This window comes from Muricoccus vinaceus, from assembly GCF_042433125.1.
Taxonomy (GTDB): Bacteria; Pseudomonadota; Alphaproteobacteria; order Acetobacterales; family Acetobacteraceae; genus Roseomonas; species Roseomonas vinacea.
Genome location: NZ_JBHLVZ010000043.1, coordinates 45,412 through 70,949 on the forward strand (window position 1 = coordinate 45,412; position 25,538 = coordinate 70,949).

A 25,538-nucleotide genomic window follows, 5' to 3' on the forward strand; every position below is an offset into this window, starting at 1 on the left:
CATAGCACTTGCAGCGTGCCGCGAACGTCACTACAAACGATTGCAAGATTTCTTCGGGAGGGCGATCCGTGATCATCGACGGCGAAGCCATGGTCACTCCGGCCGTGCTGGAGGCGATGGCCAACACCAGGGACGCGCGGCTGCGGGAGGTGACGGCGGCGCTGGTCCGCCACCTGCACGCCTTTATCCGCGAGGTCCGCCCGACGGAGGAGGAGTGGGAGTTCGGCGTGGACTACCTCGGCCGTATCGGGCAGGCGAACAGTGCCACCCACAACGAGGGCGTGCTGTTCTCCGACGCGGTGGGCGTCTCGACGCTGGTGTGCCTGCTGAACAACGGCGCGACGGGCGTGACGGAAACCGCCGCCGCGCTGCTCGGCCCGTTCTGGCGCGACAACTCGCCCAAGGTGGAGGATGGCGGCAGCATCGTGCGCGGGCCGACACCGGGGCCCAGGCTGTTCGCGGGCTGCCAGGTGCTCTCCGGCGGCAAGCCCGTGGCCGGGGCGCGGGTGGATGTGTGGCATTCCTCGCCGGAGGGGGTCTATGAGAACCAGGACCCGGGCATGGCGGACATGAACCTGCGCGGGCAGTTCACCACCGACGCCGAGGGGCGGTTCCGCTTCACCTCCGTGAAGCCCGCAGGCTATCCGGTGCCGACGGATGGGCCCACCGGGGAGCTGCTGCGGGCGCAGGAGCGGCACCCCTTCCGCCCGGCCCACCTGCACTTCCTGATCCACAAGCCCGGCCTCAAGACGTTGATCACCCAGGTTTTCGTGGATGATGACGAGCACCTGGAGAGCGACGTGGTCTTCGGCGTGACGCAGGCGCTGGTCGGCGGCTACGTGAAGGGCGAGGGGCCGGCGCCGGACGGGGGCGAGGGGGAGTGGTGGTCGCTGGACTACACCTTCCACATGGAACCGGGCGAGGCGCGCCTGCCGGTGCCCCCGATCCAATGAGCGCGCTCGCGGGAAGGACCGCGGTTATCCTCGGCGGCTCCGGCGGGATCGGCGCCGCGACGGCCAGGGTGCTGGCGGAGGCGGGCGCCGCCGTGATCGTCAGCTATCGCGGGCGGGAGGCGGAGGCGCGGGCGCTGGTGGCCTCCCTGCCGGGGGAGGGGCATGACGCGCGGCCGGCCACGATGGAGGACCGCGCCTCGGTGGAGGCGCTGGCGGCCGATGTGGCGCGCAGCCATGGCCGCTGCGACGTGCTGGTGAACAGCGCGGGCTTCACCAGGGCCATCGCGCACACGGATCTCGATGCGCTGGACGACGACTTCCTGGACTCCATGTGGCGCGTGAACTGGCGCGGGCCGCTCTCGGCCGTGCGCGCCTTTCGCGGGCTGCTGGAGGACTCCGGGGGGCTGGTGGTGAACATCTCCTCCATCGCGGGGCTGAACGGCTCGGGCTCCAACCTCGTCTATGCGGCGGTGAAGGCGGCGACGGACAGCCTGACCAAGTCGCTGGCGCGCGCGCTGGCGCCGAAGGTGCGGGTGATGTCGGTCTCCCCCGGCGTGGTGGAGACGGGCTTCGTGCCGGGGCGGGGGCCGGAGGCGAACGCGAAGCTCGCGCCCTCCATTCCGCTGAAGCGCGTGGCGCAGCCCGAGGACGTGGCGAATGCCGTTCTCGCCTGCGCGACGCTGCTGACCTATTCCACGGGATCGCTGATCCTGGTCGACGGAGGGCGTGCGCTTTGAGGTCCATTCGGGACGAGGTCTTCATCACCTGCGCGGTGACGGGCAACCTGACGACGCGGGAGCAGCACCCGGAGCTGCCGGTGACGCCCGAGGAGATCGCGAACGCGGCGCTGGCGGCGGCCGAGGAAGGCGCCGCGGTGGTGCACCTGCACGTGCGCGACCCGGCCACCGGCAAGCCGAGCATGGAGCTGGAATACTACAAGGACGTGGTCGCGCGCATCCGTGGCCGCAACAAGGACCTCATCATCAACCTGACCACCGGCCCCGGCGGCCGCTTCGTGGTCGGCGAGGAGGACCCGAAGGTCGCGGGGCCGGGCACGACGCTGACGACGCCCGAGATCCGCACCGCCCACATCACCGCGCTGCGGCCCGACATCGCGACGCTCGACCTCAACACCATGAACTCCGGGCGGGAGGTGGTGATCAACACGCCCCGCAACGTGCGCCGCATGGCCGCCTTCCTGCGCGAGGCCGGGGCGGTGCCGGAGATCGAGCTGTTCGATTCCGGCGACATCGCCCTGATGCGCGACATGCTGGCGGATGGCAGCCTGGCGGCGCCGGCGCTCACCTCCTTCGTCATGGGCGTGAAGTACGGCTTCCAGCCCTCGCCGGAGACCGTGGTCTACGCGCGCAACCTGCTTCCGGCGGATGCGCAGTTCACGGCGATCGGCATCGGCCGCAGCGCCTTCCCGATGCTCGCGCAGTCCATCCTGGCCGGCGGTCACGCGCGCGTCGGGCTGGAGGACGCGACCATGATCGCGCGCGGCGTGCTCGCCCCCTCCAACGCCGCCATGGTCGAGAAGGCCCGGCGGATGGTGGAGGACCTCGGGCCGCGCGTCGTCGGGCCCGCGCGTGCGCGCGAAATCATCGGCCTGTCCTGAAGGGGTCCTGAACGTGTCAGCTTCGCTCAAGACCCAGGCGCGCCGCGGACCGGGGCTGCGCATCGAGGCCAAGGCCGCCGGACCCGGGGCGCTGGGCCTCTCCCACGCGGAGGTCTCGCCCGATGTTCCGCCGGGCTGGTGCCTGGTGGAGGTGGCGGCGGCGGGGGTCAATCCCTCGGACGTGAAGGCGCTGATGGGCGTCATGCCCAAGGCGGTGTTCCCGCGCACGCCCGGCCGCGACTTCGCGGGGCGGATCGTGGAAGGGCCGGCGGGGCTGGTCGGGATGGAGGTCTGGGGGTCGGGCGGGGATGTCGGCATCTCCCGCGACGGCAGCCATGCCAGCCTGCTGGCGCTGCCGCCGGACGCGGTCTTCGCCAAGCCGGGGAACCTTTCCATGCGCGAGGCCGCCGCGATCGGCGTGCCCTTCGTGACGGCCGAGGTCGGGTTCCGCGAGGCGGGCGGCGTCAGGGCAGGGCAGGTGGTGCTCGTGCTCGGGGCGAATGGCCGCGTGGGGCAGGCGGCGTGCCGCATCGCGCGGGCCGCGGGGGCGCGCGTCTTCGCGGGCGTGCGGCGGCCGGGCATCGCGGTGGAGGGCGCCGAGGCGGTGTTCGACAGCGAGGCGGGCGACGTGGCCGCGGCGGTTCGCGAGGCCACAGGGGGGCACGGCGCCGACCTCGTGTTCAACTGCGTCGGCTCGCCGTGGTTCGCGGCGGGCAACGCGGCCATGGCGCATGGGGCGACGCAGATCTTCATCGCGACGCTCGACCGCGCCGTGCCCTTCGACATCTTTCTCTTCTACCGCGGGCAGCACCGCTATGTCGGGGTGGACACGCTGGCGCTCTCGGCGGCGGAGACGGGCGCGGTGCTGGAGGCGCTGCGGCCGGGCTTCGAATCCGGCGCGCTGACGCCCTATGAGATCGAGCCGGACTTCGTCTTCCCGCTGTCGCGCGCGGAGGAGGCCTATCGCATCGTGCTCGGTGGCGCGCCGCAGCGCGTGCTGCTGGAGATGGGCGCTTGAACGTCACCCGCCTCGCCGATGCCCCCGCCTACGAGGCGCCGGGGCATTTCGACATGCGCATGCTGCGCCTGCAGGGGCGCGAGGCCGGACCGGCGGAGAGCCTCTGGCTCGGGCTTTCCTGGCTGCTGCCGGGCGGGCGCACCACGCTCGACGCCTCGCCCGTGGAGAAGCACTACGTCGTGGTCGAGGGCGAGCTGACGATCATCGCGGAGCGCGACGGCGCGAGGGAGGAGGCGACGCTCGCGCGGCTCGATTCCTGCCGCATCGCTCCGGGCGAGGGGCGCCAGCTCGAGAACCGGACCAACCGGCCGGCGGCGGTGGTGCTGGCCATGCCCCTCGCGCCGCCTGGGTGACCAGGGGCGGACCGAACGAGAACAAGGGAGGAAAGAGAATGAACATCCGATCCATCGTCACCCGCCTGGTGGGTGGCCTCGCGGCGGTCCTGCTTTCCCTGCCGGGCGCCGGCGCGCAGGGGCGCTTCCCCGAGCGCACCATCACCGTGATCGTGCCCTTCGCGGCCGGCGGGCCGACCGACGTGGTGGCCCGCCAGCTCGGCGAGGCCATGGGGCGCGACCTCGGGGTTTCCGTGGTGTCCGAGAACGTCACGGGCGCGGGCGGCACCATCGGCGGGCAGCGCGTCGCGCAGGCGCGGCCGGATGGCTACACCCTGCTGCTCGGCAATATCGGCGTGGCGACGGCGCCGACCCTGTACCGCAACCTTCCCTATGACGTGCTGAAGTCCTTCGACACGGTGGGCCTCATCACGCCCGTGCCGATGACCCTGGTGGCCCGGCCGAACATCCCGGCGGCGAACCTGCAGGAGCTGGTGGCCTGGCTGAAGCGGCCGGGGGCGGAGGTGAACATCGGCCATGCCGGGCTCGGCTCGGCCAGCCATCTCTGCGCGACGCTGCTGCGTTCCCTGCTGCAGACGCCGATGACGCCGATCGCCTTCCGCGGCACCGCGCCGATCATGACGGAGCTGATGGCGGGCCGCCTGGACCTGACCTGCGACCAGACCACCAACACCGTGCCCTACATTCAGGACAACCGCGTGCGCGCCTTCGCCACCACGACCGAGCAGCGTCTGGCGGCCCTGCCCAACGTGCCCACGGCGGCGGAAGGCGGGTTGCCCGGGCTGACGGTGACGGTGTGGCATGGCTTCTACGTGCCCGCCGGCACGCCGCGCCCGGTGATCGACCGCCTGTCCCAGGCGCTCCGCACCGCGCTCGCGGACGAGAAGGTGGTGACGCGCTTCGCGGAGCTGGCGACCACGCCGGAGCCGGCCGCCCGCGCGACGCCGGAGGCGCACCGCGCCCTGCTGGAGGCCGAGGTCGCGCGCTGGCGCCCGATCATCCAGTCCGCCGGCGAATACGCCGACTGACCTGCGCGTGTCCTCAAGGGGCCGCGGGCAGCGCCCGCCCGCGGCTCCGCTGCAACGAAGGGCGCAGGAGAACGCGTCCATGACCCCGTCCCGCCGCTCGCTGCTCGGCGCCGTGCCCGCGGCCACGCTGGTCGCCAGCCTTCCCGCCGCGGCCCAGGCGCCCGCGGCCGATCCGTCGCGGCCCGTGCTGATCCGGGGCGCCACCGTCGTGGCGATGGACCCCTCGGTGCCCGACCTGCCCGCGGGGGACATCCTGGTGCGCGACGGCGCCATCGCGGCGATCGGGCGCGACCTTCCGCTGCCTGAAGGGGCGCAGGTGGTGGATGGCGCGGGGCGCATCGCCATTCCCGGGCTGGTGAACGCGCATATTCATCTCGGCCAGGCCCTGCAGCGGGGCATGTCGGGCGACCAGACGCTGGCGCAGTATTTCGGCGCCGTGGTGGCCCGCAGGTCCTCGCGCCTGACGGCCGACGACCTGCGCGCGGCGGATTACGCGGGGGCGCTCGAGCTTCTCTCGGCGGGCGTCACCACGGTGGTGGACTGGAGCCGCGAGACCACCAGTTCCGCCCATGCCGATGCCGCGCTGGACGCCTTCGAGAATTCGGGCATCCGCGCCGTCTTCGCCTATGGGCTGGCGGGGTCGGGCGCGGGCAGCACCACCAGCGCCAACAGCCCCGAGGCGGTGGCCGCCGACATCCGTCGGCTGCGCGCGGGCCGCATGGCCTCGCCCGGACGGGTGCGGCTGGCGCTGGCCATGCGGGGGCCGGACTTCTCCTCGCTGGAGGAGGCGGAGAGCGACCTGCGGCTGGCCCGCGATCTCGATCTCCTCGTGCAGTTCCACGCGGGCGCGCCGGTTTATGCCGAGCGCAAGCGGCGCAGCATCGCGGCGCTGCACGAGAAGGGATTGCTGAACCCCCGCATCAGCCTCGCCCACGCGAACGACCTTGACGAGGACGAGTACAAGATGCTGGCCGATGCCGGCGGCAGCACCGTTTCCACGCCGGAGGTGGAGATGCAGATGGGGCATGGCTTTCCCTCCGCGCCGCGCATGCAACGGGCGGGCGGCGTGGCCGGCATCGGCAGCGACATCTCGGCCGGGGTGGGCGGGGATGTGTTCGCCCAGGCGCGCATCGCGCTCGCCGCCGCGCGCGGCCTGGCCAATGCCGAGGCGTTGCGGGCCGGGGCGCCGCTGCGGGCGGTGGCCTTCACCACGCGCCAGGCGCTGGGCTGGGCGACTCTGGGTGGGGCGCGGGCGGCGGGGCTGGGCGACGTGACGGGCAGCCTGACGCCGGGCAAGCGGGCCGACATCGTGCTGCTGCGCGCGGATACGGTCGGCACATCGCCGGTGCTTGATCCCGTCTCCTCCACGCTGATGCAGTGCGGGGCGGGGGCGGTGGACTTCGTGATGGTGGATGGGCGCGTGCTGAAGCGCGACGGGCGGCTGCTGCATGCGGATGCCGAGGCCGCCGCCGCGGAGGCGCGGCGCAGGGCGGCGGGGCTGGAGGCGCGGGCGGCGGGCTGACGGCCCTCAGTTCACCCGCCCGAGCAGGCCGCGCGCGATGACCTGCGCCTGGATCTCGGCGGCGCCCTCGAAGATCGAGAGGATGCGGGCGTCGCAGAGCACGCGCGAGATCGGGTATTCCAGCGCGTAGCCGTTGCCGCCGTGGATCTGCAGCGCGCAGTCGGCGTTGGCGAAGGCCACGCGCGCGGCCAGCAGCTTCGCCATGCCGGCCTCCACGTCGCAGCGCCGGCCGGCATCCTTCTGGCGCGCGGCGAAGTAGGAGAGCTGGCGGGCCATCATGGTCTCGGCGGCCATCCAGGCGATCTTCGCGTGCACCCGTGGGAAGGCGAGGATGGGCTTGCCGAACTGCGCGCGGGTGTTGGCGTAGGCGGTACCGAGCTCCAGCGCGTTCTGCGCGACGCCGAGGGCGCGGGCGGCGGTCTGGATGCGCGCGCTCTCGAAGGTTTCCATGAGCTGCTTGAAGCCCTGGCCCTCCACGCCGCCCAGCAGGGCGGAGGCGGGCACCGCGAAGCCGTCGAAGCCGATCTCGTATTCGCGCATGCCGCGATAGCCGAGGACGTGGATCTCGGCGCCGCTCATGCCGGGGGCGGGGAAGGGGTTTTCCTCCGTGCCGCGCGGCTTCTCGGCCAGCAGCATGGACAGGCCGCGATAGCCCGAGCCGGGCGCGCCGGTGCGGACGAGCAGCGTCATCAGGTCCGAGCGCGAGCCATGGGTGATCCAGGTCTTGGCGCCGTGGATGCGGTAGGTGTCGCCCTCCCGCACCGCGCGCGTTCGCAGGTTGCCGAGGTCGGAGCCGGTGTCGGGCTCGGTGAAGACGGCGGTGGGCAGGATCTCGCCCGAGGCGATGAGGGGAAGCCAGCGCGCGCGCTGCTCCTCGGTGCCGCCGAGGCGGATGAGCTCGGCCGCGATCTCCGAGCGGGTGCCGAGCGAGCCGACGCCGAGATAGGCGCCGGAGAGGGCCTCCGAGACGAGGCACATGGCGACCTTGCCGAGGCCGAGGCCGCCGAATTCCTCGGGCACGGTCAGGCCGAAGACGCCCATCTCCGCCAGCTTCTCCACCACGGGCATGGGAATCAGGGCGTTGTCGCGGTGCCAGTCCTGGGCGTGGGGGGCGACCTCGGCGGCGGCGAAGCGGAGGAACTCGCCGCGCACGGCCTCCATGGCCTCGTCCTCCAGGGCGAGGTCGCCGAAGCGGTTCTCCGAGACGGCGGCGGCCAGCGACAGGCGCGCGGCGTCGAGGGCGGCGGGGTCGGACAGCGCGCGCAGGCCGGGCCGGGCCGCCTCCAGGCTGGCGTCGGGCACGCCCATGTCCCCGGGGCGGACGATCTCCGCCTGGCTCATGGGGATGCCGCCGAGAAGCTGCTCGCCGTATTCCGCGAAGCCGATGCGGAGGATGGCGCTTTCCACCTCGCCCAGCCGGCCCGTGTCCTGGAGCCGGCGGGCCCAGGCGAGGGACTGGCGCAGCGCCTCCACATAGGTCGCCTGCCAGGCCAGGCCGTGGGCGCCGAACTGGGCGGCCTCCAGCCGGGCGGGGTCGGCGCGGCCCTCGGGGGCGAGGCGCGCCGCGAGGGCGGCCCTCGTCGCGTCGTGCAGGCGCTCGGCCGCGTCCAGCACGGCGGCGCAGCCATCGACCAGCGCGGGGGCGGGGTGGTCCAGCATGGGGCGTCTCCTCGGCAGCCGGCCCTATGTGGGCCCGGCGATGGTGCCCGCATCGTGCAGCCGGCCGATGGCGGTGGTCGAGAGGCCCAGCACCTCGGCCAGCACCGCGTCGGTGTCCTGGCCCAGGGCGGGGGCGGGGGCGGGCTCGGGGCGGGGGTTGGTGGAGAAGGCGAGGGGGACGCCGGGGGCGAGGACGGGACCGGCGCCGGGCTGGTCCACGGTGGCGAAGAGGGGGTTGGCCGGGGAGCAGCGGGGGTCCTCGGCCAGGAGCTGCCCGAAATCCTGGTAGGGACCCCAGAGGACGCCGCTGCCCTCGAAGGCGGCGGCCACCTCGGCCAGGCTGCGGGCGGCGAACCAGGGCTCCAGCACGGCGGCGATGGCGCGGCGGGCGGCGAAGCGGCCGCCCTCGGTGGAAAGGTCCACCTCCAGCATCGGGCCGATCATGGCGAGCTTCTCCGCCAGGCCCGTGGCCTTGCCGATGGCGCGCCACTGGCGCCCGGAGATGGCGACGAGCATGGCGCGGCGGCCGTCCGCCGTCTGGAAGTCGCGGCCGAGCGCGCCATAAAGCTCGTTGCCCATGGGCGGGCGCACGGTGCCGTTCACCGCGACATCGGCGAGGTAGCCGAGGTTGCCGACGCTGGCGAGCATCACGTCGGACAGGGCCAGCGTCACCTCGCGCCCCTGCCCGTCGCGGCGGCGGGCGCGCTCGGCGGCCAGCAGGCCGGTGGAGAGATAGAGGCCGGCGGCGATGTCCCAGGCCGGGAGGACGTGGTTCACGGGCTCCTCTCCGCGGCCGGTGGCCATGGGGAAGCCGCTGGCGCAGTTCACCGTGTAGTCCACGGCGCCGGTGCCGTCGTGGTTGCCGGTCAGGCGCAGCATGATGAGGTCCTCCCGCGACTTGCGGAGCTCGTCGAAGCTCATCCAGCCGCTGGCGGGAAGGTTGGTGAGGAGGATGCCCGCATCCTCGCCCGGCGCGGCGATCAGGGCGCGCGCGATCTCGCGGCCTTCGGGCGTGTTGAGGGCCAGGGCGACGGAGCGCTTCCGCTTGTTCAGGCTGGCCCAGTAGAGGCTGGTGCCGGAGGGGGCGAGGGGCCAGCGGCGGTAGTCGATGTTGCCGCCGATGGGGTCGATGCGGATCACCTCGGCGCCCATCTGCGCGAGCGTCATGCCGCCGATGGGGGCGGCGATGAAGGCGGAGACCTCCACGACGCGCAGGCCTTGCAGGATCGGGTTGGTCATTGCGGGCACTCGCCGGAAAGGAGGAGCGGCATAGCGCGCCCGGCCCTGCGGCGGAATGCCGCCCCTCCTCGTCCCGCTGTCAGGTGACGATGATCCGCGCGACCTGCCCCAGCAGGTTGGGGTGCGGCTGGGGCGGGCTTTCCAGGTGCAGAAGGTTGCCCTCGGAGCGGAAGATGCGGGCCTGGTCGGTGCCGACCCAGGCCTGGTTCCAGGCGGCCTCCACGTGCGTGACCACGCGGTCGCCCTTCACGCGCCAGCGGCCCGTGTAGGAGATCATGGTCCGCAGCGCCTGGGCGCGCTCCGCGTCGGTCTGGGGCACGTCGGTCTGGGGCACCGGGCGGCCCTCGGCGGTGACGAGGGCGAGCCACCGGCCGCCGGCGATGGCGATCTGGTAGCCGGTGGGGTGCTGGCCGAGCACGGGGGTGCGCTGGCCCGCCGCGTCCTCCTAGACCACGCCGACCAGCTTCCAGTTGCCGACGACGCGGGCGCGGTCGGATGCCTCGTCGGCGCGGGCGGGGGACGTGGCCAGCGCCGGGGCGCCGAGGGCGGCCAGCAGGGGGCGGCGCATCATGCCGTCCCCGCCCTCGCCGGCCGCTCCACGCGGTCCTTCAGGGCGCCCGCGCCGCCCTGCACGAAATCGGCCAGGTTCTGCCGGAGCGTCGGCAGCGCCTGTTCCGCGTAGGTGTCGCTCATCCCGCCGATATGCGGCGTGATCATGAGGTTCGGCACGTCCCAGAGGGGACTTTCGGCCGGCAGGGGTTCCTGGGCGAAGACGTCCAGCGCCGCGCCGGCGATGGTGCCGGCGCGGAGCGCCTCGGCCAGCGCGTCCTCGTCCACCACGTTGCCGCGGGCGAGGTTCACCAGGAAGGAACCCGGCCGCATGGCCGAGAGCAGCCTCGCGTCGATGATGTTGTGGGTCTCGGGGGTGTAGGGGATCAGCAGCACGAGGAAGTCGGCCAGGGCGGCGGCCTCGTGCAGCCTCTCGCGCGGCATCATGGCGTCGAAGCCCGGGGGCGGCGCGCTGCGGCCGCTGATGCCGATCACGCGCATGCCGAAGGCCTTGCAGCGCGGCGCCAGCTCCTCGCTGATGGAGCCGACGCCGAGGATGACCGCGGTGCGCCCGACGAGCAGCTTCTGCGGCCAGCGCTCCCAGCGGTGCTTCTCCTGGTTGCGGAGCACGGCCGGGAAGTCGCGGACGAGCAGCATCATGTCGAGGATCGCGAGCTCGGACATCTGGGGGCCGTGGATGCCGCGCACGCGGGTGATCGCGACCCCCGGCGGCAGCTCCGGCATGATCAGCAGATTGTCCACGCCCGTGGTCATGGCCTGCACCCATTGCAGGCGCGGCAGCGCGCGCACCGTGGCGGCGTTGACCGCGGGCGCCATGGAGACGAGCACCTGGGATTCCGCCGCCCGGCCAGCGATGGCGCCGTTGTCCTGCGCCAGGTGCAGGCGCAGGTCCGGGAACTCCGCGCCCAGGTGTTCCCGGTAGTATTCGGCGTCCTTGCCGAAAAGGAGGACATCGGTGGCGGTCATGCCTCAGCCGATCTCGGTGATGATCTCGGGGAATTCGTGAAGGCGCGGCCCCGGTCCGTCCGGGCCGATGAGGTAGTTGTCGCAGACCCAGGACATGATGCCCTGGTGGTTGTAGGTGGGGTGGACGACGATGTTGGTGTCCGCCTGGATCGGGAGAGGCTCGTCGTGGCGGATGAGCGGGCGCTCCACCATGTCGTAGCCCTGGCCGTGGCAGTAGAGGCGGCTTTCGGGCGGGCGGCCGTTCTTCACCATGAAGGCGTTGAACTCCTCCCAGATCCGGGCGCTCGGCATGCCCGGCGTCAGGCGATCGAGCGTGAACCGGCGGGCCTCGAGCGTGAAGGCGAACTCGTCCTTCATCTGCTGGGAGGCGCGGCCGAGCACGCAGCTGCGGCCGAGCTCGGTGTACATGCCTCCCGGTCCGCTGTTCTCCACCAGCAGGACGAACTGGTCGCCTTCGCGCAGCATCCGGTTGCCGAAGTGCCACTGCCCGAAGTGGAAGGGCGTGCCGGCGGGGGCGGAGGCGCAGAGATAGATGCCCTGCTCGCTGCCATAGGCGTGGCTGTACTGCTGGGCGACGGCCGCCACCTCGCGGTCGCGCATTCCCGGCCTGATGGCGGCGAAGGCGGCGCGCATGGCGCCGTCCTGCATGCGGGCCGCGTCGCGGATCAGCTCCTTTTCCTCGTCGCTCTTGATGACCTTGACGCGGTCCACGAGGTCGGAGGCGTCGACGAAGCGGGCCTGCGGGCAGGTGGCGCGGATGTGGTCCGCGACGGCCGCCGACATCTGGTAGGTGCCGACGAGGCCGATGGTGGCGCGCGCGTAGGGGGCAAGGCCGGTGGCGGCGAGCTCCGCGTCATAGGGGGCGGTGTAGAAGCATGACGAATAGCTCGGCGTCGTCAGCGCCCGCTTCACGCCGCGCAGCACGCCGTTGTTCCCGCCCGCTGGTTCCTCCGTGGCGCCGAAGGGGCCCTGGCGGACCACCGTCATCAGGTCGTCGCGCGGGAAGACCAGGGTGACGGGATAGCCGTTGGTGGCCGGCAGGTCCGTGAAGTACTTCACGTAGCCGCCCATGTGGTCGCTGTTGTTCTGCATCAGCAGGACATCGATGCCTGCCGCCTCCATGGCGGCGCGCACGGCGGCCCAGCGGCGCTCGAGCTCGGCCGTGGAGATGGGCCGCTGGATTCTCTGGTCCTGGTCGGACATCGTCACCCTTTCGTGCACTTGTCTCGGCGCGGTCGCCCGTGCCGTCATCGTTCGAGCGAAATTCCGGCCTGCCGCGCGACGTTGATCCAGAACTCGGCATTGGCCTTGACCGAGCGGCGGAAGGCTTCCGGGTCCTTGTCGGCCGGTTCCACGGAGTTGAGGGCGAGCCGCTGCTGCACGTCGGGCATGGCGGCCGCGCGCCGGACCTGGTCGTGCAGCCGCAGCAGGATCTCCTCGGGCAGGCCGGCCGGCGCGAAGAGGCCGATCCAGTAATCCACCACGAAGTCCGGGAAGCCCGCCTCCACCATGGTCGGCACGTCGGGATAGGCGGCCATGCGCCGCGCGGAGGTGACGGCGAGCGGCCGCACCCTGCCGCCCTCGACCGCGGCCCGTGCCGGCCCGGGATCGCTGAGCGCCAGCGCCACGTCGCCGGCGGAAAGGGCCGTCACGCCCTCCGTGCTGCTGCGGTAGACGATGTTCTCCAGCGCGAGCCCCGCCCGCTGGGCGAAATAGGCACCGAGAAGCTGGAAGCCGGTGCCGCCCGTGCCGTAATTCGCCCGCCCGGGCTTTGCCTTCAGCCAGGCGACGAGCTCCGCCACGCTCCGGTGCGGGCTGTCGCCGCGCACCAGCAGTATGCCGGGAAAGGCGCCGAGAATAGCGATCGGCACGAGGTCGGCTTGCAGGTCGTAGGCCGGCTTGCCCGCGCCCTTCTCGAACAGCACGGGGCCGCTGGCATGGACCAGGAGGGTGAGCCCGTCCGGGCGGGCGCGGATCACCGATTCCGTGCCGATCACGGCGCTGGCCCCGGGGCGGTTGTCCACCACGAAGGGTTGGCCCAGCGCTTCCGACAGCTTCTGGCCGTAGATGCGGGCGAGGAGGTCGTTGCCGCCGCCCGCGGCATAGGGAACAACGATGCGGACGGGGCGGTCGGGATAGGCCTGTGCCGCGCGGTTCTGCGCGAGGGCCGGGAAGGCCAGCGCGAGGGCGCTGGCTCCGGCACCCGCCCCGATATCGGCCATGAGGGCGCGTCTGGTCGCCATCGATGGTTTCCCCCTGCTCGCGGCCTTGCTTGCGGCGCGATTGTTCCTTCGTGCTGATCTGGCGGCCCGGCGCCGCCTGGCATGGCAAGCTTGAACCGCATTGCAGTACGCGGGACCTACGATACGGTTCGATCACCCCATCCTGTCAACAGGAACGGGCGGCCGCGCGCCGCGGGCATCTTGCATCCCGCGGCGCGGATGGCATTCCCTGCCGCGTGCCCCAGGCCTGCGAAACGGCCCCAGGAGAATGGATTGCCCCCCGAGAAGAACCAGATCCAGGTCATCGGCCGCGCCGCCGCGGTGCTGCGCAGCCTGGAGAACCAGCCGCACGGCCTGAGCCTGGGCCAGATCGCCGCCAAGGTGGAACTGGCGCGCTCCACCGTGCAGCGGATCGTGGCGGCGCTGGAAAGCGAGAAGCTGGTGGTGGCGGCAACCCCGGGCGGGCGCGTGCGGCTCGGGCCGGCGCTGCTGCGCCTCGCGGCCTCCGTCGAGACCAATGTCGCGGCGCTCGCCCACCCGTTCATCGCCGAACTCTCGGCCTCGCTGGGCGAGACCGTCGATTTCGCGGCGGTTCGGCGCGACCACCTGATCTTCGTGGACCAGGTGGTGGGAATGCAGAGGTTGCAGGCGGTTTCGGCCGTGGGAGAGACCTTCCCGCTCTACTGCACGGCCAACGGCAAGGCCTATCTCGCCAGCCTGTCGGATGCCGAGATCGAGGCGCTGATCGGCCGGCGCTACCAGCGCCGCACGCCCAACACGCTGACGGCCATCGAGCCGCTGCTGGCCGAGATCCAGGTGGTGCGCCAGGCCGGCTTCGCCCTCGACCGGGAGGAGCACGTGCTGGGCATCTCCGCCGTCGGCGTGGCCCTGCGGGACATGCTGGGCAACCCCGTCGCCATCTCCGTGCCCGTGCCCACGCAGCGCTTCCTGGGGCGGGAGGAGGACATCGCCGGGCGGCTGCTGGAGACCAAGAAGGCGCTGGACCAGCGCTTCGCGGCGGAGACTGCCTGAGGGCGGCGGCGCCGCAAATTCCTCTTGCGGAGGCTGACCGTATCCCAATACGGTCAGCCCACGAAGCAATACAAAGCACGCGGGGGAGGGGCCGGGCGGCCCCATCCGGTGCAGGGGGAACGCGCATGCCGGTGACCGTCAAGGGCATCCAGTTCGAGGCGAATCTCGACAACACGATGGGGTTGCACTTCCACAACCTCTCGCACCGGTTCGGATTCCAGTCGCCGAACTGGCCGTATTTCCAGGACGTGCAGATCGAGCGCATCCACTACATGGCGAAGTCCGGCGTGCTGAGCCAGCGCATCACCACCACCATGCACAACGGCACGCATATCGACGCGCCCGCGCATGTGGTCTCCGGCACGCCGTTCATCGACGAGGTGCCGCTGCCGCACTTCTTCGGCACGGGGATCGTGGTCTCCATCCCCAAGAAGCGCTGGGAGATGATCACCTATGACGACCTGGAGAAGGCGGCGGGCTCGGTCGTGCGTCCCGGGGACGTGGTGATCGTCAACACCGGCTGGCACCACAAGTACGACGACAATGACGAGTACTTCGCCTATTGCCCGGGCTTCGTGCCCTCGGCCGGCGATTGGTTCGTCGAGAAGAAGGTGAAGGTGGTCGGCCACGACACGCAGGCCAACGACCACCCGCTGGCCACCGCCATCGGCCCGCACCGCAACGGCCCGCTGCTGCCGCACCTGGCCAAGGAATACCTGGAGTGGTCCGGCGGCCGTTCCTGGGACCAGGACCATCCGGAATGGGAGCCGGTGCACCGCAAGCTCTTCACCAACGGCATCCTCGGCATCGAGAACGTCGGCGGGGACCTCGACGCCGTGACGGGCAAGCGCGTGACCTTCGCCTTCTTTCCCTGGAACTGGGACCGCGGCGACGGCTGCATCATCCGCCTGGTCGCCATCACCGACCCGACGCAGGGCTACCGGATCGAGAAGGGCGACAGCTTCTGATGCGCGCCGGTCTGATGAAAGTCAGGCGCTTCCAGGACGCGAAGCCCTACGAGGCGCCGAACCACTTCGACATGAAGGGGTTGCGCCTCCAGGGTTTCGAGGAGGGTGGCCCGGAGACGTTCTGGACCGGCCTGTCCCACTTCCTGCCGGGCGGCGGAGCAGGGCCGGACAGCTCGCCGCTGGAGAAGGTCTATGTGGTTGTCGCCGGCGAGGTGACGGTGCGGGCCCAGGGCGAGGAGGTCGTGCTCGGGCCGCTCGACAGCGTGTGCATCGGCGGGAACGTGGTGCGGGAGGTGGTGAACGCCTCCAACACCGTGGCCAGCATGATCGTCATCATGCCCTATCCGGAGAAGCCCGCATGAGCGACTTCCTTTCGGACCCCATGTCGCTTTTCGGCGTGAAGGGAAAGGTGGCCATCGTCACCGGTGCTTCCGGTGCCTTCGGGGCGCTGGCGGCGAAGGTGCTGGCGGGCGCGGGGGCCAAGGTCATCGCCGTCGCCGGCAGCAAGGGGCCGCTCGACGAGGTGGTGGCCGAGTGCCGCGGGCTGGGCGCCGAGGCGGAGGGCGTGAACCGGCGCCCGGATTCAGAGGCCGAGTGTGACGCCATCGTGGCGGAGGCCGTGCGGCACTACGGGCGCGTCGATATTCTCGTGGTGGCGTCGGGCAAGAACGACGTGGCCAAGATCACGGAGATGGCGCCGGAGCGCTTCCTCGATGTCATGGACGCCAACGTCACCCAGTCCTGGCTGATGGCGCGCGCGGCCGGAAAGCGGATGCTGGAGCAGGGAGAGGGCGGCAAGGTCGTGCTCATGTCCTCCGCCCGCGGCAAGCTCGGGCATCCCGCCGGTTATTCCGCCTACTGTGCCTCCAAGTCCGCGGTCGATGGTCTGACGCGCGCGCTGGGTTGCGAGTGGGGCGAGGCGGGGATCACGGTGAACGCCATCGCGCCCACCGTGTTCCGTTCCCCCCTGACCGCCTGGATGTTCGAGGACACGGAGCGCGCGGAGGCGGTGCGGGCCGGCTTCCTTTCGCGCGTGCCGAAGGGAAGGCTCGGGGAGCCCGCGGACCTCGCGGGGCCGCTGCTGTTCCTCGCTTCCCGCGCCTCGGACTTCTACACCGGGCACGTGCTCTACGCCGATGGCGGGTACACCGCGGGATGATCGAGGGCTTCGGGCGCGTCGCGGTGATCGGGGCCGGGCTGATGGGCCACGGCATCGCGCAGGTGTTTGCCTCGGGCGGGCTGGATGTCTCGGTGTATGATCCGGCGCCGGCCGCCCTCGCGGCGCTGCGCGACCGCATCCGCGGCAACCTGCGCGACCTTGGGGAGGACGAGGACGCGGCCGACCGCGTGCTGCCTTGTGCCGAGTTGGCCGAGGCCGTGCGCGAGGCGGACTTCGTGGTGGAGGCGGCGATCGAGAACCTGGCGGTGAAGCAGGCGCTGTTCGCGGCCATCGAGGCGGCCTGCCCGTCGGGCGCGGTCCTGGCGAGCAACACCTCCGTCATCCCGATCACGCAGATCATGGGCGGGCTGCGCGACCGCGCGCGGGCGCTGGGCACGCATTGGTGGAACCCGCCCTTCCTCGTGCCGCTGGTGGAGGTGATCGGCACGGAGTGGACCTCGCCCGAGGCCGTCGCGCGCACGATCGCGCTGCACAAGGCACTGGGCAAGGTGCCCGTGCACGTGAAGCGGGACGTGCCGGGCTTCGTGGGGAACCGGTTGCAGCACGCGCTTTGGCGCGAGGCCATCTCGCTGGTGGAGCAGGACATCTGCGACGCCGAGACGGTGGACCTGGTGGTGAAGAACAGCTTCGGGCGCCGGCTCGGCGTGCTCGGTCCGATCGAGAACGCCGATCTGGTGGGCACGGACCTGACGCTGGCGATCCACCAGACGGTGCTGGGTGCCGTGGACAGCCGCCCGGCGCCTTCCCCCTATCTGGAAGGGCTGGTGGCCGAGGGGCGTCTGGGCATGAAGAGCGGCGAGGGCTTCCGCCGCTGGACTCCGGAGCAGCAGGCGGCGCTGCGCCGTGATATCGTCACCGAACTGAAGCGGGCGCGAAGCAACGACGCCCTGCGTGCCAAGGGAACGGACGGGAATGACGACCATGGAGACGGGCCAGCGGGCGGCTGACGCCAGACTGACGCGCCGCGCCGCCGCGGCAGCGGCCATCGGCGTGCTGGCGGCGCCTTCGGTGCTGCACGCGCAGGGTGCGGGGCGGCCGATCAAGATCGGCTTCGTGAACCCGCGCACGGGGCCGCTCGCGGCCTTCGGGGAGGCGGACGCCTTTGTGCAGGAGGGGCTGGCCCGGGCCTTCTCGGGCGGCATCCGCATCGCCGGCCGCAACCACCCCGTGCAGATCCTCGCGCGCGACAGCCAGTCGAGCCCGAGCCGCGCGGCCGAGGTCGCCTCGGAACTGATCCTGCGCGACAAGGTGGACATCCTCACCGCCACGAGCGCGCCCGAGACGGTGAACCCGGTGGCCGACCAGGCCGAGGTGAACGAGGTTCCCTGCCTCACCACCAACTGTCCCTGGCAGCCCTATTTCTTCGGCCGCCGCGGCGACCCGGCCAAGGGCTTCGACTGGACCTACCATTTCTTCTGGGGCCTGGAGGACGTGATCGCGGCCTTCACCGACCTTTGGTCCAAGACGGAGACCAACAAGGTCGTGGGCGCGCTGTTCCCCAACGACGCCGACGGCAATGCATGGGGCGACGCGCGGCTGGGCCTGCCGCCCGCGCTCGCGCAAAAGGGCTACCGGCTGATCGACACCGGGCGCTACCAGCCCGGCTCCAACGACTTCTCCGCGCAGATCGCGGCCTTCAAGGCTGCGGGGGCGCAGATCGTGACGGGGGTGATGACGCCGCCGGACTTCGCGACCTTCTGGACCCAGGCGGGGCAGCAGGACTTCCGCCCGAGGATCGCGACCATCGGCAAGGCGCTTCTCTTTCCGTCCGCGGTCGCCTCGCTGGGGGATCGCGGGCAGGGGCTGACCACGGAGATCTGGTGGTCGCCGCACCACCCCTTCCGCTCATCGCTCACCAACCAGAGCGCGGCGGAGATCGGCGCGGCTTATACCCAGGCCACCGGCAAGCTCTGGACGCAGCCGATCGGCTACCAGCATGCGCTGTTCGAGGTGGCGGCGGACGTGCTGAAGCGGGCGACGGCGCTGGAGCCCGAAGCCATCGTGCGGGCCATCCGCGCGACCGACCTGCGCACCGTGGCGGGTCCGGTGAAGTGGGGATCGGGGCCGGTGAAGAACGTGGCCAAGACGCCGCTGGTCGCAGGGCAGTGGCGGCGCGTCGCGGGCGGGGCCTGGGACCTGGTGGTGCTGGCCAATCCGGGGGCCGCCGAGATCCCGGTCGGCGGCAGCCTTGAACCCCTCGGCTGAGCATCCGCCCATCCTGGCGCTGGAGGGCATCCGCAAGCGCTTCGGCGCGGTGGTGGTGGCCGACGGCATCGACCTGTCGGTCCGCACCGGGGAGGCGCTGGGCATCCTCGGGCCGAATGGCGCCGGCAAGACCACGCTGTTCGGCATGGTCACGGGCACCGTGCGGCCCGATGCCGGGCGCGTGCTGTTCGAGGGACGCGACGTCACCGCCCTTTCCCCCGCGCGGCGCTGCCGGCAGGGCATGGCGCGCTCCTTCCAGGTGCCGCAGCCCTTCGCGGGGCTGACGGTGTTCGAGAACCTGGTCACCGCCGCCTCCTTTGGCGCGGGGGAGGGGGAGCGCGCCACCTATGACCGCTGCGCCGCCATTCTGGAGCGCTGCGGGCTGATGCCCCAGGCGAACCACCGCGCGGGCGGGCTGCGCCTGCTGGACCGCAAGCGGCTGGAACTGGCCCGCGCGCTGGCCACCCGCCCCAAGCTGCTTCTGCTGGACGAGGTGGCGGGTGGGCTGACCGAGCATGAATGCGCCACGCTGGTGGAACTGGTGCGGGAGGTGCGCGCGGGCGGCGTGACGGTGGTGTGGATCGAGCACGTGCTGCACGCGCTGGTGGCGGTGGCCGACCGCGTCGTGGTGCTGCACGGCGGCCGGCTGATCGCGGAGGGCCGGGCGGACGAGGTGGTGCGCATCCCCGCCGTGGCCGAGGTCTACATGGGCATCCCCCTCGATGCCTGAGGCCGCGCCCCTGCTGGAGCTTCGCGCGCTGGACGCCTTCTACGGCGACTTCCAGGCGCTGTTCGGCGTGTCCATGGCCGTGCGCGCCGGGCAGGTCGTGGCCGTGATCGGTGCCAACGGCGCGGGCAAGAGCACGCTGCTCAGGACCATCGCCGGGCTGATCGCCGCGCCGCGGCGGGATGCGGTGCTGTTCGACGGGGAACCCATCGGCGGGCTGGCCGCGCACGGCACCGTCGGGCGCGGCATCGCGCTGGTGCCGGAGGGGCGGCGGCTGTTTCCCTCCCTCAGCGTGGAGGAGAACCTTCTGATCGGCGGGCGCACCCGGCGGCCCGGCCCCTGGTCGCTCGATGCGGTGTACGGCTTCTTTCCCGCGCTGGCGGCGCGGCGGCGCGCGCCGGCCACCTCGCTCTCGGGCGGGCAGCAGCAGATGGCGGCGATCGGGCGCGCGCTGATGTCCAACCCGCGCCTGCTGCTCTGCGACGAGGTCAGCCTGGGCCTGGCGCCGGTGGTGGTGCGCGACATCTATGCCCGCCTTCCGGCGCTGGCGGCGCAGGGCACGGCCATGGTGATCGTGGAGCAGGACGTGTCCCAGGCGCTGGCCGCCGCCGACCGCGTCTTCTGCCTGCGCGAGGGGCGCGTGGTGCTGGAGGACGCCGCGCGCGCGCTGACGCGCGAGGCCGTCGCCTCCGCCTATTTCGGGGTCTGAGCGGCCATGGAATGGATCAACGCCATCATCCAGGGCGTGCTGCTGGGGGGGCTCTACGGCCTTTTCGCCGCCGGGCTCTCGCTGATCTTCGGCGTGATGCGGCTGGTGAACATCGCGCATGGCGACCTGATCGTGCTGGCGGCCTACCTGGCGCTGGTGGTGACGCAGGCGCTGGGGATCGGGCCGCTGCCGTCGCTGCTGCTGGTTGTGCCGCTGATGGCGGGCATCGGCTACGGGCTGCAGCGCCTGCTGCTGAACCGGGCGCTGGGCGACGACCTGCTGCCGCCGCTGCTGGTCACCTTCGGGCTTTCGGTCATCATCCAGAACGGGCTGCTGGAGGTGTTTTCCGCCGACAGCCAGCGCTTGCAGGCCGGTGCGATCGAAGTCGCGGCGCTGCCGCTCGGCGGCGGGCTCGCCGTTGGCGTGCTGCCCCTGCTGCAGTTCGGCGTGGCGGTGGCGGCGATCGCCGGGCTGCAGCTTCTGTCCTGGCGCACGCCGCTGGGCCGCGCCTTTCGCGCAACGGCGGACGACCCGGAGGTGGCGCGGCTGATGGGGCTGGACAACCGCCATGTCTTTGCGCTGGCCATGGCCCTGTCGCTCGCGGTGGTGGCGCTGGCCGGGGTGTTCCTGGCGGTGCGCACCAACTTCGACCCGGCGATCGGCCCGGCGCGCCTGATCTTCGGCTTCGAGGCGGTGATCATCGGCGGCCTGGGCAGCCTCTGGGGCACGCTGGCGGGAGGTGTGCTGCTGGGTGTCGCGCAATCCATCGGCGCGCAGGTCGATCCCGGGTGGCAGATCCTGGCGGGGCACCTGCTGTTCCTGCTGGTGCTGGCGGTGCGGCCCGAGGGGCTGTTCCCGAGGCTGCGCGGATGAGCGCCGCGCGCGTTGCCCATGGCACCCGCGCCAGCCGCATCGGGCTGCCGCTGTTTGTCGCGCTGCTGCTTGTGCTCGCGGCGGCGCCCTGGTGGGCGGACCGGCAGGGCCTGCGGCTGATGGGCGAGGTCTACGCCTATGCCGCGCTGGCAAGCCTTTGGAACCTGCTGGCGGGCTATGCCGGGCTGGTGACGGTGGGGCAGCAGGCCTTCGTGGGGCTGGGCGCCTATGTGCTGTTCTCGCTGGCCTTGCTGTTCGGCGTGAACCCGCTCTGGGGCATTCCGGCCGCGGGGTTGCTCGGCGCCCTGGCGGCGGTGCCGGTGGCGGCGCTGACCTTTCGGCTGCGCGGCGCCTATTTCGCCATCGGCACCTGGGTGGTGGCGGAGGTGTTCCGCCTTTTCGCCGCGCAGTTCACCGCGCTGGGCGGCGGTTCCGGCACCAGCCTGCCGGCATCGGTGGTGGCCACCATCGCCAGCGGGCGCGCAGCGCGGGAACAGTTGCTCTACTGGCTGGCGCTGGGGCTGGCCGTTCTGGTCCTGCTCGCGATCCTGCTGCTGCTGCGCTCGCGCCACGGGCTGGCGCTGGCCGCCATCCGGGACAACGAGGTGGCCGCGCGGTCCTGCGGAGTGGAGGTGGACCGTACGCGCCTCGCGGTCTTCGTCGTGGCCTCCGCGGGGGCGGCCATGGCGGGGGCGCTGATCTTTCTCCAGAAGCTGCGCATCTCGCCGGATGCGGCCTTCAGCGTGAACGACTGGACGGCGCTGGTGATCTTCATCGCGGTGATCGGCGGCATCGGGCGCGTGGAAGGGCCGCTGATCGGCACAGCCCTCTTCTTTCTTCTGCGCGAGACGCTTTCCCAGCTCGGCAGCCTCTATCTCATGGTGCTCGGCGCCGTGGCCATCGCGGTGATGCTCTACGCGCCGCGCGGCCTTTGGGGCGTGCTGGCGGAGCGGCTGGGGTGGCAGGTGTTTCCGCTGGCGCGAAGGCTGGAGCCGCGCCCGGCGCCACCGGCCGTGCTGCAGGAGCGCCGTGCGCCGTGATGCGGAACAGGTCAGGCAAAACAAGCGCGGACCGCACGTCATGACGCAGCACATCTCGCGCCGCTTGGCGCTCGGCTCGGCGTTCGGTGCCGCGCTCGCCGCCCCTGCCGTGGCGCATGGCCTTTCCACCCGGCCGGTCACGGTGATCGTGCCCTTCAGCGCCGGCAGCCCGCCCGACGTGGTGGCGCGGCTTGTGGCCGAGGGCTTCGCGCGCCGCTGGAACCAGCCCTTCGTGGTTGACAACCGCACGTGGGCCAGCGGCAACATCGGCGCCCAGGCTGCGGCCCGGGCGGCGCCGGACGGCCACACGCTGATGGTGACCGCCAGCACGCTGGTGATGAATGCCAGCCTGTTCCGACAGCTTCCCTATGAGCCCGTGGGCAGCTTCGCGCCCGTGGCGGGGCTGGCGACGGTGGGGTTCGGCCTGCTGCTGCATCCATCCGGCGGCGCGAGCGCCGCGGAGTTCGTCGCCCGCGCCAAGGCGCGGCCGGGCGCGATCAACTACGGCTCCCCCGGCGTCGGCACGCCGCACCACCTGGCCATGGAGCTGTTCCGCCAGCGCGCCGGCATCGACGTGGCGCATGTGCCGTATCGCGCCGTCGCCGGTGCTGTGGCCGACCTGCTGGCCGGGCAGGTGGCGGCGATGTTCGTGCCCATCGGCAGCGCGCGGGAGCTGGCCAGGGACAACCGCCTGGGCCTGGTCGCCGTGGCCAGTGCCCAGCGCCTGGCCGCCGCACCGGATGTGCCCACCCTGGCCGAGGCCGGGCTGCCCGCGATGGAGATGCGCGACTGGTACGGGCTGTTCGCTCCGGCCGGCACGCCGGCCGAGATCGTGTCCAGGCTGAACGCGACGGCCGGCGGGATCCTGGCCGCGCCCGAGGCCGCTGCCGCGCTCACGGCCCAGGGCATGGCGGCCGTCGGCGGCCCGCCGGACCGGCTGCGCCAGGACGTCGCCGCCGACCTCGCCCGCTGGGCCGGCGTGGTGCGCGACGCCGGCATCACGCCCGAGTGACCTTCCTCCCCTCCCGGAAAGATCAGCCATGAGCAGCCTTCGCAACAAGGTCATCATCACCTGCGCGGTCACGGGCGGCATCCACACGCCGACCATGTCCGATGCCCTGCCCGTCACGCCCAGCGAGATCGCGGAGCAGGCGGTGGCGGCCGCGGAGGCGGGTGCCTCCATCCTGCACCTGCACGCGCGCGACCCGGAGACCGGCAAGCCCACGCCGGACCCCGAGGTGTTCATGCAGTTCCTGCCGCGCATCAAGCAGGCCACGGGCGCGGTGCTGAACGTCACCACCGGCGGAGGGCTGAACATGACGGTGGAGGACCGCCTGGCCGCGCCGCTGCGCGCGAAGCCCGAGATGTGCTCGCTCAACATGGGTTCCATGAACTTCGGCATCTTCGGGCTGGCGGACCGCTACAAGGAATGGAAGCACGACTGGGAGGAGCCCTATCTGCGGGGCACCGACGACTTCATCTTCCGCAACACCTTCCGCGATATCGCGCGCATCCTGCAGATGCTCGGCAAGGACCACGGCACGCGCTTCGAGCACGAGTGCTACGATGTGGGGCATCTCTACAACCTCGCCCACTTCGTCGACCGCAAGCTGATCGAGCCGCCCTTTTTCGTGCAGACCATCTTCGGCATCCTGGGCGGCATCGGCAGCGACTGGGACAACGTGCTGTTCATGAAGCGCACGGCGGACCGGCTGTTCGGGGAGGATTATGTCTGGTCCGTGCTGGCGGCGGGGCGGCAGCAGATGCCGATCTGCACCCAGGCCGCGATGATGGGCGGCAATGTCCGGGTCGGGCTGGAGGACAGCCTCTATATCGGGCGCGGCAAGCTCGCATCCTCCAACGCGGAGCAGGTGAGCAAGATCCGGCGCATCATCGAGGAACTCGGCCTGGAGGTCGCGACCCCCGACGAGGCGCGCCAGGCGCTGGCACTGAAGGGTGCCGACCTTGTCGGCTTCTGACACGGCGGCGCGCATCGCGATCCGGGAGCACCGGATCCCCACGCCGGACAGCCGCCCCTATATCTGCTGCCCCGGCCCGGACGGGCGCCTGTGGTTCTGCGAGAGCGGAGCCGCGAAGATCGGCTGCCTGGACCTGGACAGCGGCGTTTTCCGGGAATTCGCCCTGCCCACGCCGGACAGCACGCCCATCGGCATCATCGCCGGGGCCGACGGGGCGCTCTGGTTCACGGAGAACACCGCCAACAAGGTCGGGCGCATCACCACGGATGGGCACATCACCGAGTTCGCGGTGCATACTCCGGCTTCGGGGCCCAACGGGATCGTCCTGGGGCCGGACGGCAACATTTGGTTCTCGCAGACCGATGCGGGGCAGGTGGCGCGGGTCACGCCGGATGGAGGGGTGACGGAGTTCGCGCGCGGCTTCACGCCGGGTTGCCGGCCGCTCTCCCCCGTCTCGCGCGACGGAGCGGTATGGTTCAGCGAGGCGCAGGCGAGCCAGGTGGCGCGGGTCACGCCGGACGGGGACGTGACGGAGTTCCCGATTCCCAGCCCCGACAGCCAGCCGCGCGCGATGGCCGTGCATCCGGATGGGAGCATCTGGTTCGTGGAAACCAGCGCCAATGCCCTGGGACGGATCGACGCCGGGGGCCGCATCACCGAGCATCCCGTGCCGATCCCCGGGGCCTCGCTCCGCGGCGTGACGGTGGCCCTGGATGGGGAACTCTGGTTCACGGCGAACGCGGCGAACCGGATCGGCCGCATGGCGCCGGACGGCAGCATGCTGGGAAGCTATCCCATCCCGACATCCGGCAGCGGTGCGCGCTGCATCGCCACCATGGCGGACGGCCGCATCGTCTTCACCTGCCATGATACCGGCACCATCGGCGAGATCGTGAAGGGGCGCGGCGCATGAGCGGCACCATGGAAACGCTGCGCTACGCGAGCGGCGGGCTTGCGCTGGCGGGGACGCTTGTGATCGGGCCCGGGGCCGATGCATCCGGCCCGCTGCTGCTGGTTGCGCCGAACTGGCTGGGCGTGACGCCCGAGGCCGCCGAGCGTGCCGCGCGCATCGCGGGGGAGCGCGGGATCGCGCTGGTGGTGGACATGTATGGCGGCGGCCTCGGCGTGTCGGGACCGGAGGAGGCGGCGCCGCTTGCCGAGGCGCTGCGAGCCGATCCGGCGGAACGGCGCCGGCGCATCGCCGCCGCGCTGGACGCCCTGACGGCCGAGGCGGCGCGCCGCGGCATCGGCGATCCCTCGAAGCGCGCTGCCATCGGCTTCTGCTTCGGCGGAGGCAGCGTGCTGGAGCTTGCGCGGACCGGTGCCGCGATCCAGGCCGCCATATCGCTGCACGGCGACCTCGTCAGCCCGTTGCCTGCCCAGGCCGGCGCGGTGCGCGCGGCGCTGCTGGTGCTGCACGGAGCGCGCGATCCCGTCGCGCCCAAGGCGCAGCGCGACGCCTTCGAGGCGGAGATGGAAGCGGCCGGGGCCCGCTGGCGCATGATGACCTTCGGCGGCCTCGTCCATTCCTTCTGCGAGGAGGACGCGGCGGTGCCCGGCATTGCCGAATACGACGAGGCCGCGGCGCGGGCGAGCTACCGCCTGATCGCGGACTTCCTGGCGGAGAGTTTCGCGGCACGGGAATGACGGCCCGTCGAACCCGGCGGATCAGGGAGG

Annotated in this window: 28 protein-coding genes; 21 read left to right on the top strand and 7 right to left on the bottom strand. The window is 71.9% G+C overall.

Going from position 1 to position 25,538, the window contains the following annotated elements:
- The first annotated feature begins 68 nt into the window (after nucleotides 1-68).
- From ACFFIC_RS15440 to ACFFIC_RS15470, 7 genes are all read left to right on the top strand, one after another.
- Entirely contained in the window at nucleotides 69-953 is an 885-nt protein-coding gene (locus ACFFIC_RS15440; RefSeq protein WP_377051877.1) for a dioxygenase family protein, read from the top strand.
- Nucleotides 950-1,690: an SDR family NAD(P)-dependent oxidoreductase gene (locus tag ACFFIC_RS15445; protein ID WP_377051879.1), complete on the top strand. Its 741-nt coding sequence runs from the start codon at nucleotides 950-952 to the stop codon at nucleotides 1,688-1,690. Before ACFFIC_RS15440 ends, ACFFIC_RS15445 begins: the two co-directional genes overlap by 4 nt.
- Nucleotides 1,687-2,571 (top strand): BKACE family enzyme, encoded by an 885-nt coding sequence (locus tag ACFFIC_RS15450; protein WP_377051881.1) that lies wholly within the window; start codon nucleotides 1,687-1,689, stop codon nucleotides 2,569-2,571. Before ACFFIC_RS15445 ends, ACFFIC_RS15450 begins: the two co-directional genes overlap by 4 nt.
- Before the next feature lie 13 nt (nucleotides 2,572-2,584).
- Complete coding sequence (locus ACFFIC_RS15455; RefSeq protein WP_377051883.1) at nucleotides 2,585-3,589, top strand: quinone oxidoreductase family protein; 1,005 nt, start codon at nucleotides 2,585-2,587, stop codon at nucleotides 3,587-3,589.
- Nucleotides 3,586-3,942 carry a cupin domain-containing protein gene (locus ACFFIC_RS15460; RefSeq protein WP_377051885.1) on the top strand — a complete coding sequence of 119 codons (357 nt, stop codon included), beginning with the start codon at nucleotides 3,586-3,588 and terminating at the stop codon, nucleotides 3,940-3,942. Before ACFFIC_RS15455 ends, ACFFIC_RS15460 begins: the two co-directional genes overlap by 4 nt.
- Before the next feature lie 38 nt (nucleotides 3,943-3,980).
- On the top strand, nucleotides 3,981-4,970 hold the full coding sequence (locus ACFFIC_RS15465; RefSeq protein WP_377051887.1) for a tripartite tricarboxylate transporter substrate-binding protein: 990 nt from the start codon (nucleotides 3,981-3,983) through the stop codon (nucleotides 4,968-4,970).
- Between the two features lie 79 nt (nucleotides 4,971-5,049).
- The gene (locus tag ACFFIC_RS15470) at nucleotides 5,050-6,492 is read left to right on the top strand and encodes an amidohydrolase family protein (protein WP_377051889.1); all 1,443 of its coding nucleotides are present in this window, start codon (nucleotides 5,050-5,052) and stop codon (nucleotides 6,490-6,492) included.
- Nucleotides 6,493-6,498: 6 nt separating this feature from the next.
- Here ACFFIC_RS15470 and ACFFIC_RS15475 read toward each other — a convergent pair whose 3' ends face one another.
- The 7 genes from ACFFIC_RS15475 to ACFFIC_RS15505 form a co-directional block, all read right to left on the bottom strand.
- Nucleotides 6,499-8,151 (bottom strand): acyl-CoA dehydrogenase family protein, encoded by a 1,653-nt coding sequence (locus ACFFIC_RS15475; protein ID WP_377051891.1) that lies wholly within the window; start codon nucleotides 8,149-8,151, stop codon nucleotides 6,499-6,501.
- Nucleotides 8,152-8,175: 24 nt separating this feature from the next.
- Nucleotides 8,176-9,390 carry a CoA transferase gene (locus ACFFIC_RS15480; RefSeq protein WP_377051893.1) on the bottom strand — a complete coding sequence of 405 codons (1,215 nt, stop codon included), beginning with the start codon at nucleotides 9,388-9,390 and terminating at the stop codon, nucleotides 8,176-8,178.
- A gap of 79 nt (nucleotides 9,391-9,469) precedes the next feature.
- Nucleotides 9,470-9,808, bottom strand: coding sequence for a lipocalin-like domain-containing protein (locus ACFFIC_RS15485; protein ID WP_377051895.1), 339 nt, complete (start codon nucleotides 9,806-9,808; stop codon nucleotides 9,470-9,472).
- 27 nt (nucleotides 9,809-9,835) lie between these two features.
- Nucleotides 9,836-9,961, bottom strand: a complete 126-nt coding sequence (locus ACFFIC_RS15490) for a hypothetical protein (protein ID WP_377051897.1) — start codon at nucleotides 9,959-9,961, stop codon at nucleotides 9,836-9,838.
- Nucleotides 9,958-10,926 (bottom strand): D-2-hydroxyacid dehydrogenase, encoded by a 969-nt coding sequence (locus ACFFIC_RS15495; RefSeq protein ID WP_377051899.1) that lies wholly within the window; start codon nucleotides 10,924-10,926, stop codon nucleotides 9,958-9,960. The genes ACFFIC_RS15490 and ACFFIC_RS15495 overlap by 4 nt, the downstream gene beginning before the upstream one ends.
- 3 nt (nucleotides 10,927-10,929) lie before the next feature.
- Entirely contained in the window at nucleotides 10,930-12,129 is a 1,200-nt protein-coding gene (locus tag ACFFIC_RS15500; protein ID WP_377051901.1) for a M24 family metallopeptidase, read from the bottom strand.
- A 44-nt stretch (nucleotides 12,130-12,173) separates the two neighbouring features.
- The gene (locus ACFFIC_RS15505; RefSeq protein ID WP_377051903.1) at nucleotides 12,174-13,169 is read right to left on the bottom strand and encodes a Bug family tripartite tricarboxylate transporter substrate binding protein; all 996 of its coding nucleotides are present in this window, start codon (nucleotides 13,167-13,169) and stop codon (nucleotides 12,174-12,176) included.
- A gap of 252 nt (nucleotides 13,170-13,421) precedes the next feature.
- Here ACFFIC_RS15505 and ACFFIC_RS15510 point away from each other — a divergent pair, with 252 nt between their 5' ends.
- From ACFFIC_RS15510 to ACFFIC_RS15575, 14 genes are all read left to right on the top strand, one after another.
- Complete coding sequence (locus ACFFIC_RS15510) at nucleotides 13,422-14,180, top strand: IclR family transcriptional regulator (RefSeq protein ID WP_377051905.1); 759 nt, start codon at nucleotides 13,422-13,424, stop codon at nucleotides 14,178-14,180.
- Nucleotides 14,181-14,305: 125 nt separating this feature from the next.
- A complete protein-coding gene (locus ACFFIC_RS15515; protein ID WP_377051907.1) occupies nucleotides 14,306-15,148 on the top strand; it encodes a cyclase family protein in 843 nt (280 codons plus the stop codon).
- A complete protein-coding gene (locus tag ACFFIC_RS15520) occupies nucleotides 15,148-15,510 on the top strand; it encodes a cupin domain-containing protein (protein WP_377051909.1) in 363 nt (120 codons plus the stop codon). The genes ACFFIC_RS15515 and ACFFIC_RS15520 overlap by 1 nt, the downstream gene beginning before the upstream one ends.
- Nucleotides 15,507-16,307, top strand: coding sequence for an SDR family NAD(P)-dependent oxidoreductase (locus tag ACFFIC_RS15525; protein WP_377051911.1), 801 nt, complete (start codon nucleotides 15,507-15,509; stop codon nucleotides 16,305-16,307). The genes ACFFIC_RS15520 and ACFFIC_RS15525 overlap by 4 nt, the downstream gene beginning before the upstream one ends.
- Nucleotides 16,304-17,275 carry a 3-hydroxyacyl-CoA dehydrogenase family protein gene (locus ACFFIC_RS15530; RefSeq protein WP_377051913.1) on the top strand — a complete coding sequence of 324 codons (972 nt, stop codon included), beginning with the start codon at nucleotides 16,304-16,306 and terminating at the stop codon, nucleotides 17,273-17,275. The genes ACFFIC_RS15525 and ACFFIC_RS15530 overlap by 4 nt, the downstream gene beginning before the upstream one ends.
- On the top strand, nucleotides 17,241-18,533 hold the full coding sequence (locus ACFFIC_RS15535; protein ID WP_377051915.1) for an ABC transporter substrate-binding protein: 1,293 nt from the start codon (nucleotides 17,241-17,243) through the stop codon (nucleotides 18,531-18,533). Before ACFFIC_RS15530 ends, ACFFIC_RS15535 begins: the two co-directional genes overlap by 35 nt.
- Complete coding sequence (locus ACFFIC_RS15540) at nucleotides 18,517-19,263, top strand: ABC transporter ATP-binding protein (RefSeq protein WP_377051917.1); 747 nt, start codon at nucleotides 18,517-18,519, stop codon at nucleotides 19,261-19,263. Before ACFFIC_RS15535 ends, ACFFIC_RS15540 begins: the two co-directional genes overlap by 17 nt.
- Nucleotides 19,256-19,969 (top strand): ABC transporter ATP-binding protein, encoded by a 714-nt coding sequence (locus ACFFIC_RS15545; protein WP_377051919.1) that lies wholly within the window; start codon nucleotides 19,256-19,258, stop codon nucleotides 19,967-19,969. The genes ACFFIC_RS15540 and ACFFIC_RS15545 overlap by 8 nt, the downstream gene beginning before the upstream one ends.
- Before the next feature lie 6 nt (nucleotides 19,970-19,975).
- The gene (locus ACFFIC_RS15550; protein WP_377051921.1) at nucleotides 19,976-20,842 is read left to right on the top strand and encodes a branched-chain amino acid ABC transporter permease; all 867 of its coding nucleotides are present in this window, start codon (nucleotides 19,976-19,978) and stop codon (nucleotides 20,840-20,842) included.
- A complete protein-coding gene (locus tag ACFFIC_RS15555; protein WP_377051923.1) occupies nucleotides 20,839-21,882 on the top strand; it encodes a branched-chain amino acid ABC transporter permease in 1,044 nt (347 codons plus the stop codon). Before ACFFIC_RS15550 ends, ACFFIC_RS15555 begins: the two co-directional genes overlap by 4 nt.
- Before the next feature lie 40 nt (nucleotides 21,883-21,922).
- Nucleotides 21,923-22,894, top strand: a complete 972-nt coding sequence (locus tag ACFFIC_RS15560) for a tripartite tricarboxylate transporter substrate-binding protein (protein ID WP_377051925.1) — start codon at nucleotides 21,923-21,925, stop codon at nucleotides 22,892-22,894.
- A gap of 28 nt (nucleotides 22,895-22,922) precedes the next feature.
- Nucleotides 22,923-23,861: a BKACE family enzyme gene (locus ACFFIC_RS15565; RefSeq protein WP_377051927.1), complete on the top strand. Its 939-nt coding sequence runs from the start codon at nucleotides 22,923-22,925 to the stop codon at nucleotides 23,859-23,861.
- Nucleotides 23,848-24,774, top strand: a complete 927-nt coding sequence (locus tag ACFFIC_RS15570) for a Vgb family protein (protein WP_377051929.1) — start codon at nucleotides 23,848-23,850, stop codon at nucleotides 24,772-24,774. The genes ACFFIC_RS15565 and ACFFIC_RS15570 overlap by 14 nt, the downstream gene beginning before the upstream one ends.
- Entirely contained in the window at nucleotides 24,771-25,508 is a 738-nt protein-coding gene (locus ACFFIC_RS15575) for a dienelactone hydrolase family protein (protein ID WP_377051931.1), read from the top strand. The genes ACFFIC_RS15570 and ACFFIC_RS15575 overlap by 4 nt, the downstream gene beginning before the upstream one ends.
- Nucleotides 25,509-25,538: the final 30 nt, after the last annotated feature.